The sequence below is a fragment of the Clostridium ljungdahlii genome, from assembly GCF_001636845.1.
GTDB classification, from domain to species: Bacteria; Bacillota; Clostridia; order Clostridiales; family Clostridiaceae; genus Clostridium_B; species Clostridium_B ljungdahlii_A.
In genome coordinates this window covers 36,527-44,949 of record NZ_LITT01000016.1, presented here as the reverse complement: position 1 = coordinate 44,949, position 8,423 = coordinate 36,527, and the positions used below count along the sequence as shown (strand labels likewise).

The 8,423-nt window shown below is 30.4% G+C and carries 7 protein-coding genes; 5 read left to right on the top strand and 2 right to left on the bottom strand.

The annotated features are described in order from the left end of the window. Window positions 1-101 precede the first annotated feature (101 nt). Window positions 102-548: a hypothetical protein gene (locus tag WY13_RS08700; protein WP_204377957.1), complete on the bottom strand. Its 447-nt coding sequence runs from the start codon at window positions 546-548 to the stop codon at window positions 102-104. 419 nt (window positions 549-967) lie between these two features. Here WY13_RS08700 and WY13_RS08695 point away from each other — a divergent pair, with 419 nt between their 5' ends. After that, window positions 968-1,690 carry an alpha/beta hydrolase gene (locus tag WY13_RS08695; protein ID WP_063555303.1) on the top strand — a complete coding sequence of 241 codons (723 nt, stop codon included), beginning with the start codon at window positions 968-970 and terminating at the stop codon, window positions 1,688-1,690. A gap of 299 nt (window positions 1,691-1,989) precedes the next feature. Here the strand turns inward: WY13_RS08695 and WY13_RS08690 are convergent, their stop codons facing one another. Continuing rightward, window positions 1,990-3,573 carry an AAA-like domain-containing protein gene (locus WY13_RS08690; RefSeq protein ID WP_063555302.1) on the bottom strand — a complete coding sequence of 528 codons (1,584 nt, stop codon included), beginning with the start codon at window positions 3,571-3,573 and terminating at the stop codon, window positions 1,990-1,992. Window positions 3,574-3,808: 235 nt separating this feature from the next. Here WY13_RS08690 and WY13_RS08685 point away from each other — a divergent pair, with 235 nt between their 5' ends. The 4 genes from WY13_RS08685 (at window position 3,809) to WY13_RS08670 (ending at window position 8,405) form a co-directional block, all read left to right on the top strand. Then, window positions 3,809-5,146: a putative DNA modification/repair radical SAM protein gene (locus WY13_RS08685; protein WP_063555301.1), complete on the top strand. Its 1,338-nt coding sequence runs from the start codon at window positions 3,809-3,811 to the stop codon at window positions 5,144-5,146. 11 nt (window positions 5,147-5,157) lie between these two features. Beyond that, the gene (locus tag WY13_RS08680; protein WP_063555300.1) at window positions 5,158-5,892 is read left to right on the top strand and encodes a TIGR03915 family putative DNA repair protein; all 735 of its coding nucleotides are present in this window, start codon (window positions 5,158-5,160) and stop codon (window positions 5,890-5,892) included. A gap of 130 nt (window positions 5,893-6,022) precedes the next feature. Next, window positions 6,023-7,393: an 8-oxoguanine deaminase gene (locus tag WY13_RS08675; protein ID WP_063555299.1), complete on the top strand. Its 1,371-nt coding sequence runs from the start codon at window positions 6,023-6,025 to the stop codon at window positions 7,391-7,393. Then, on the top strand, window positions 7,371-8,405 hold the full coding sequence (locus tag WY13_RS08670) for a GGDEF domain-containing protein (RefSeq protein ID WP_063555298.1): 1,035 nt from the start codon (window positions 7,371-7,373) through the stop codon (window positions 8,403-8,405). The genes WY13_RS08675 and WY13_RS08670 overlap by 23 nt, the downstream gene beginning before the upstream one ends. Window positions 8,406-8,423: the final 18 nt, after the last annotated feature.

The window sequence follows — 8,423 nt, the reverse complement described above, 5'->3', positions numbered from 1 at the left end:
CCTTATTTTGATTTTTTCTGCAAGATAATCATAAAGGAGATATCGGATGCTTTTCAATTTTTTTGCCAGTACATTGGTAATGCAATTAATGGTATTTTTAATTATTCACAAAAGTAGTGGTTGAACCATTTTTTTGACCAACCCAATTCATAGATTTTCTCTACTATAATTTTAAATATTTCTTTTTCTTCAGCTAAACTAAATTTATACTTACTAAATATTCTAATAGAGTTAATCTTATATAACATAAATATGAAGCTTAGCTCTATAGATAGCCTCAACGAAAATCTAAATTTTTCTACATAAATTTGTCTATCTTGTATAACTTCATTAAAAACTTCTGCTCTATCTGCTCTTGTTAATTTGCTATAATGTACTTTAGCAAACCTAATTACATCATTTATGTTTTTAAATTTCTTTATTTCTTCTCTCATTCTTTTATAATTAAACATGTCAGTCTCCAGTTCTCTTTTCATAAATAAAATAGCATTAGCATTTATTTGTGGTATGGGTTCACAACTCATTATTCTAAAACTCTTCAAATCCATTTAATAAAATTAGATCAAATTCTAACTATAGATATTAGCTATATCATGTTCCCTACTCCAGGTATATCCACAATTTAATTATTATATATATTTCTACAAAATATATTTCTACAAAAAAACTAAATTTCCTCTAAATTATGGTTATACTACATCAAGTGATTCTTACACTCAGATGGAATTTCCCTATGAGGAATACCTTCTTCCTGAACAAGCTCGTTAAATGTCATTTAGAAATTTAATCCATCTGAGTCTTAGAAGAACTTATCCATGCGCGCAGCAGCGCTCATCCCCACTTTCATAGGAAAGCAGATATTCCAAATCTTTGTCTTGCTTCTTCATAAACCAGAAAAAATTTGTACTTCTCCATAATTTACTGTAAATTAATAATTATAAATTTAAATATTCTAGGGGGTGAAGACATGAACGGAACTATACAAAATTTAAATATAAATGAGCATCATTGTTCACTATACCTTCCACCTAACTACAACATACTTGATGTTAACTATCCTGTTGTATATATGAATGGAGATAACAATATAGAAGAAATAATAAATTCTATAGAGCCTCATTTTGATGTAGACTGCAGTACTTTTATACTTATAAATATTAAATCAAAAAATTGGAATCATGATTTTTCTCCATGGCCTGCACCAGCTTTAACAAAGGACAGAGAAGACTTTAGTGGGGGTGCATATGAATATCTAAGTAACCTTACTAAGGTTATCAAGCCTTTTATAGATGCACATTACAGGACAAAAACTGAACCTGAAAACACTGTACTGATTGGATATTCCCTAGGTGGACTTGCAACTTTATACAGTCTTTATCTATTTGGAACCTTCGGAAAAGTAGGAAGCTTATCTGGTTCATTATGGTATGATGGGTGGATTGAATTCATAAGTTCTAATTCTCCTATAAATACTGCTGCAAAAGTATACCTCTCTCTTGGCAAGAGTGAAGAACGCAGTCGAAATCAGCGTATGGCTAAAGTTGGAGATTGTACTCAAAAGACCTTTTCTATATTGTCAAAACAACTTGTATCTACAGAAAACATAATACTAGAATGGAATAATGGTGGTCATTTCACTGAAATTTCTCAAAGGTTTAGCAAAGCACTGTTATGGCTTATGCATATATGAATATAATAAATGGAGTAGGCTTCCTTTTTTAGTAGATAAGGGTACAGCTGTAGCTATAGGTATAGCTTTTTCTGGAATTTTAACACCTTCCTAAACTATCAAGTGATTCTTAGGTTCAGGTGGAATTTGCTTATAAGGAATGTCTTTCCTCCATCTGAACCTTAGAAGAACTTATCCAGGCGCGTAGCAGTGCTTATTCCCCCCACTTTGAAGAAGATGGGGGTGTTAGCAATGGTAGCGATCGGATAAAAAGCACCTAGTTACCCCAATAACTAGATGCCCTTTTCTCTCACCTTACATTAGCAATAGACTTCTACTATATTCTTTTTCCTATCCCCTATAGTTACAGCCGCTTCTTTCAACTTTCCTAATTCATTATTTAACTTTCTAAAATCAAATATTAAAAGATAACCTTCATCTAGTCCATATTGCTCTAAGTATTCTCCTAATTGTACTAAACCCTTTTGATGATACTCCTCACCATTCCACCTTTTAAGTTCTAATATATACATTTTTTTATTATAGGTTATAACTATATCAAAACGTTTTTCTTCTCCACCCTGCACTTCTTTGAATGCAAATCCTGTTCCATTTATAATAGGATTTATAAATGCTAAAAATAATAGTCTTCCATCTGCTTCTAAAAATGCTTGCCTCTTCTCTGAATATTCGTGCTTCATAAATTCAGAAAATTTTATAAGAATTCTTCTTACATCTAACTCTCCATCTTGCTTTATATAGCCGCTTTTTTGATTGTAATAACCTATATTCACTGAAATTTCTACAAGTGAACTCATATAATTGTAAATTCTCTGTTCATATACCCTATTGTTGATTTTTATTTTACCATTTTCATTTTTAAAAATTCCATAAATTATTCCCATATTTATTACTGGATTGTCAGCTACATAAGTTACTTCATCATTATCCAGTATAATTCTCTTTACTAAATTCTTTAATTCATCATTATTTTCAATATTTTTAATAAGGCTATCAAAATTAGTATTACTTTCCATTAAGATTTTTTTCACTGCTAAATCCATGTAATCTTTGTCCCATACTAATCTGTCCTCATCCATTATCTTTTCATCTATTATCTTACACAATTTGCTCACTAAGAAAGGATATCCTGAAGTATAATAATAAAGCCTTTCTGAAAAATATTCTTTATCTAACTCAACATTCTTGTCTTCTACATAATCATCCATCATCGTCTCTATTTCTTTTGAAGAAAAGCTCATATCCACGTCAAAATCTGAAGCTATATTCCAGGGACTGTTATATTTATGCTCTTCATCTGGTCGTATCTTAACCTTTAAAGTCTTTACATCATGCACTCCCGCCAGGATTACACTATAAAAGGTGTAATCCTTTCCCATATTCCTAAGCAAATATTTATTTCTAAGCATTCCTAAAAAACTTAAAAACAGTTGATTATTACTGCTTTTGTCTACCTCATCTATCATTAATATAACTTTTTTATTTATGTTTTTTACTAGTCGTGTTATGAAGCTTGATAGATCATCTAAATTCTCTACATTTTCCTTTTCTTCATTTATAAAAGCTGCAATTTCTAAATCTTCTAGCTCCACAGTTCTCTTTAATATATTTAAAAAGCCTTTGGAAAACTTAGTTTCATCCTCAAATATCAAGTCTCCTATGCCCTCAAAGCTTATGGAGATAACAAAATAATCTTCATTTTTATTTAAAGTTTTTTCAAGTAAAAATAGTGTTGTAGTCTTTCCATATTGTCTTGGTCTATTTATTATAAAATATTTTCCCTTATCTATAAGTCTTATAACTTTTTTTAGTTTATTAGATGTGTCTACCATATAATGCATTTCAGGTATGCAGGTCCCTGTTACATTAAATTCTTTTTCCATAGCTTTCTCACCATCCTATATCTATATTCTATCATAGGTTAACCTTATTTAAACAAAAAGTCTTGAGTCTTAAAATCTTGAATTCTAACATGCTATTTTCTATAATGTTATACAAAAAGATTTATTACAAATTCATCACATATACATTTTCCTAGTTTCAGTTTACGAACACTTGTTCTGTAATAAAAAATGAGTTATAATTAATTCATAAAAGTGAAAAGATTGGTGATGAAGTATGGAAATAGGTGAAAAGTTAAGGATTTTATCTTCTGCAGCCAAATATGATGTATCTTGTTCATCTTCCGGCTCAAATAGACATTCAAAGAAAGGCAGTCTTGGTTCAGCAGATGTAAGTGGTATATGCCATAGTTTTACTCCAGATGGACGGTGTGTATCTCTGCTTAAGATACTTTTAACAAACTGCTGCATATATGATTGTTCTTATTGTATCAATAGAAAATCCAATGATATCGAAAGAGCTTTTTTTACCTGCGATGAAATTGTAGATCTGACCATGAATTTTTATAGGCGTAATTATATAGAAGGCCTGTTTCTAAGTTCATCAATTGTGAAAAATGCCGACTTTACCATGGAACTACTTACAACTGTTGCTTATAAACTAAGAAATGAATATAACTTCAGGGGTTACATTCATATGAAAGCAATTCCCGGAGCTGACAAAGACCTTATAAAAAAGGCAGGCTCCCTTGTAGACAGAATGAGTGTAAATATAGAACTGCCATCAGCAAAATCACTTAAATTATTGGCACCTGAAAAAAATAAGCATGATATTTTTAAACCTATGGGAGATATTAAAAATAATATTATTGCAAATAAGTATGATCGTGGAAAATATAAAAATTCACCTATATTCGTTCCTGGAGGACAAAGCACCCAGCTTATTGTGGGAGCTACAAAAGAAAATGATTTAAATATACTGAATTTAACAGAAAATTTATATAACAAATTTGATCTAAAAAGGATTTACTATTCTGCATATGTTCCTATTAATAGTAGTCCCAATCTTCCAGATATTAAAACTCCACCTACTTTAAGAGAGCACAGACTATATCAAGGTGATTGGCTGCTGAGGGTTTATGGATTTAAAGCAGAAGAATTATTAAATGAAAAAAATCCTAACTTTGATATCAACTTTGATCCTAAAACAACCTATGCCTTAAATAATATTCATCTATTTCCTGTTGAAATAAATAAGGCTCCTTATAACATTCTTATAAGGGTTCCTGGAATTGGGATACGCGGTGCACATAAGATAATAAGTGCCCGCAGAATTGGTTTATTGGACTTTTTTGATCTAAAAAAACTTGGCATAGTCATAAAAAGAGCACAATATTTTATCACTTGCAAAGGCAGATATTATGGAAATGTGAAATTTGATGATATGCGAATTAAGAAAGCTCTTTCTCCTAAAGTTGATTTAAATTCAATAGATAAGGGAAAACAATTAAGTTTCTTCGATAATATGGATAATTTAACTATCCCTAAAATTTCATCGAATAATAAACTGCTTTTGTTAAATGATAAGTCCACCTCAATTACCGGTGAATTATAGGAGGTTCTGTCTTGAAAGAATATATATATGATGATACTTTTGAAGGTTTACTTACAGCTATTTTCTATGCCTACAGCTGCAGGGAAAATTGTATCATAACAAAGTCAAAAGACTATATACCTTCATTTCTCAATGAAATTTTAAATATTCCAGCTGAGTACGATAAATTTGATAGAGTTTATAAGAGCATCATAAAAAAACTTAACAGAAAAGTTTTAACAAATATTTATTACTTATATCTTTGTGGAATTTCAGATTCCAGTTCCATTGCTTTAAAGTATCTTAAACTTTGCTATAAATATGGTACAAATATTAATTTGGCTAAAAATAATGATATTATAATTTTAGTTGACAAGTATACTAGAAAAGTTACCTCTGAAGCCCATAACTTCAATGGATTTGTAAGATTTAAAGAAATAGCCCCCTTAAGTTTTTATGCTCCTATAGAACCTGATCACAATATTTTACCATTGATACTCAATCATTTTACAAAAAGATTTTCCGACCAGAATTTTATAATTCATGATTTAAGAAGAGAACTGGCAATCATATACAACAAAAAGACCGCTATCATAACTGAATTTAAAAAGGAAGATGCTAAAATGTTAAACTCAGCAGATGGCAAATTTGAAGCTCTTTGGAAAACTTTTTATAAATCCGTCAATATAGAGGAACGTAAAAATTTAAGGCTGCGCAGCCATTATATGCCCAGAAGATATTGGAATCATCTTACGGAATTTAAATAATAAAAAGCTATACAAATATTTATAAAATTGATAATATAATATTAGAATATGTACAAATCAGTGTCGAGTTAACCACTTTGAATATACTCATTCAAAGTGGTTTTTTTGTTTTTTAAGGAGGGTTTTATTAATGAAAGCATTACTTTTAAAGAATATTGAAACTGTAGTAACATTTAATGACAAAGATGAAATACTTGAAAATGTAGACATATTAGTAGAAGGTCCAAAAATTACTTCAATAGGTAAAGACCTTAGTGTACCTGATAAGACAGAGACAATAGACTGTACCAATCTTGTAGCTTTGCCTGGATTTGTAAATACCCATCACCATTTATATCAAACCTTATTTAGAGGAATAAAAGAAGTTCAAGAAAAACCGCTTTTTCCATGGCTTATTGGATTGTACGAGTTTTGGAAAAACATAACTCCCGATGCAGTATATTATGGTGCTTTAGTTGGTTTTAGCGAACTATTAAGAACCGGATGCACCTTAACTTCAGATCATCACTATGTGTTTCCAAACAATCAACCTCAAACTCTAATAGATGATGAAATCAGAGCAGCAAAAGAAATAGGAATTCGTTTTACTGCCACAAGAGGCTCCATGTCTTTAGGCAGGGATCAGGGAGGACTTCCTCCAATGACAGTTGTTCAAAAAGAAGATAAAATATTAGAGGATAGTGATAGACTTATAAGCAAGTATCATGATGTAAATGATTTTGCAATGACAAGAATCGCACTAGCACCCTGTTCACCATTTTCAGTTACGAAAGAGTTAATGCTTGAAACAAAAGAGTTAGCTAGAAAAAGAGGAGTTATGATGCATACTCACCTTGCAGAAACGCTAGATGAAGAGAAATTTTGCATTGAAAAATATGGAAGAAGACCTTTTGAACTTATGGAGGAACTTGAATGGGTTGGCTCTGATGTTTGGTATGCACATGGTATATATCTTAGCGATGCAGAAATAGATAGATTAAGTGGAACAGGTATTGCACACTGTCCTTCATCCAACATGAAGCTCAGCAGTGGAATCTGCAGGACTTCTGAAATTGTTCGAAAAGGCGGAAAAATAAGTATAGGGGTCGACGGAAGTGCTAGTAACGATGGTTCTAATATGTGGGAGGAAATTAGACGTGCCTATCTTCTAAACCATTTAAAGTATGGAACAAAAGGACTTAATGCTTATGAAATATTAAAGATTGCTACAAGAGGTGGAGCAGATGTGCTTGGAAGAACTGATACTGGAAGACTAGATACCGAAAAAGCTGCAGATATAATATTATTTGATCTTAGCGGAGTTGAATATGCAGGATGCCATGATCCACTTGTTTCATTGGTATGCCTTGGAAACTCAAGTTATACAAAAATGACCATTGTTAACGGAAAGATAGTTTCAATAGATGGAAAGCTTATTACCATGAATACAGATGAAATAGCAAAAAACGCCCATAAAATTGCTCAAGATATAGTTAAACATGAAAGAGAAAATAATCTGTAAGGCAATGAAAATATATAAATATTATGGTATCATCTTAATAAACCTAAATAAAATTCAAGGTGGTGATATGACTAATATGATAACATTAATCAGTACAGATATTCTTGCAATTATTGCACTTTGTTTTACAATAAATTTGGCTAAAAGGAATGTTGTTATAAATAATAAAAAAACTATGATTTACATATCTGCATCGGTGACTACAATTATTTTACTAATTTTAGAAATAGCGACTATTTTAATGGGATCTTCAAGCAATAGTATCCTTGTGATACCTTATCGCATAGCTAACATATTAGGATTTTCGTTGAGTCCTGTAATTCCTTTTATTCTTTTCCTATTTTTTAATAACGATAATACGAAAAACATTTTGCATAATTTCTTTTTAACAGTACCTTTATATTTTAATACTTTTATTTGCATTTTAAGCTATAAAGCAGGCTTCATCTTTTTCGTCAATGCTCAGAATCAATATGCACGAGGAAAATTATTTTTACTACCCACTATAATTAGTATGTTTTATTATGTGTTGTTTTTAATTATTGTAATCAAAAATAGTGCTGAATATGAAATAGAAGATAAAAAAATTATAATTTCTGTTTTTTTTATACCCGTACTAGGAATCATATTGCAGCTTTTATTCAAAGATATAATACTAATTTGGAGTTGTACATCTATATCTTTGCTGTTATATTATATTTTTTTACTTGAGTTACAATTTAGATATGATGTTCAAACTAAAATTAAAAATCGTGCATCATTTGAAAAAGAAATGGGGCAATATGTAAATGGAGATAATAATGCAACAATTGTTATGTTTGATTTAAACAACTTAAAAGTTACTAATGATAAATATGGACATAAAGCTGGTGATGAAATGATCTTTCATGCAGCAAAAGTTATAGAACAAAGCTTTATGGACATGCTTTTTATAACAAAGACGCAAGCGAAAGTATATATTCTACATTTTACAAAGCTGATAAAGCTATGTATACTAACAAAGCAAAATTGAAAGGATTTTACGGTAGAA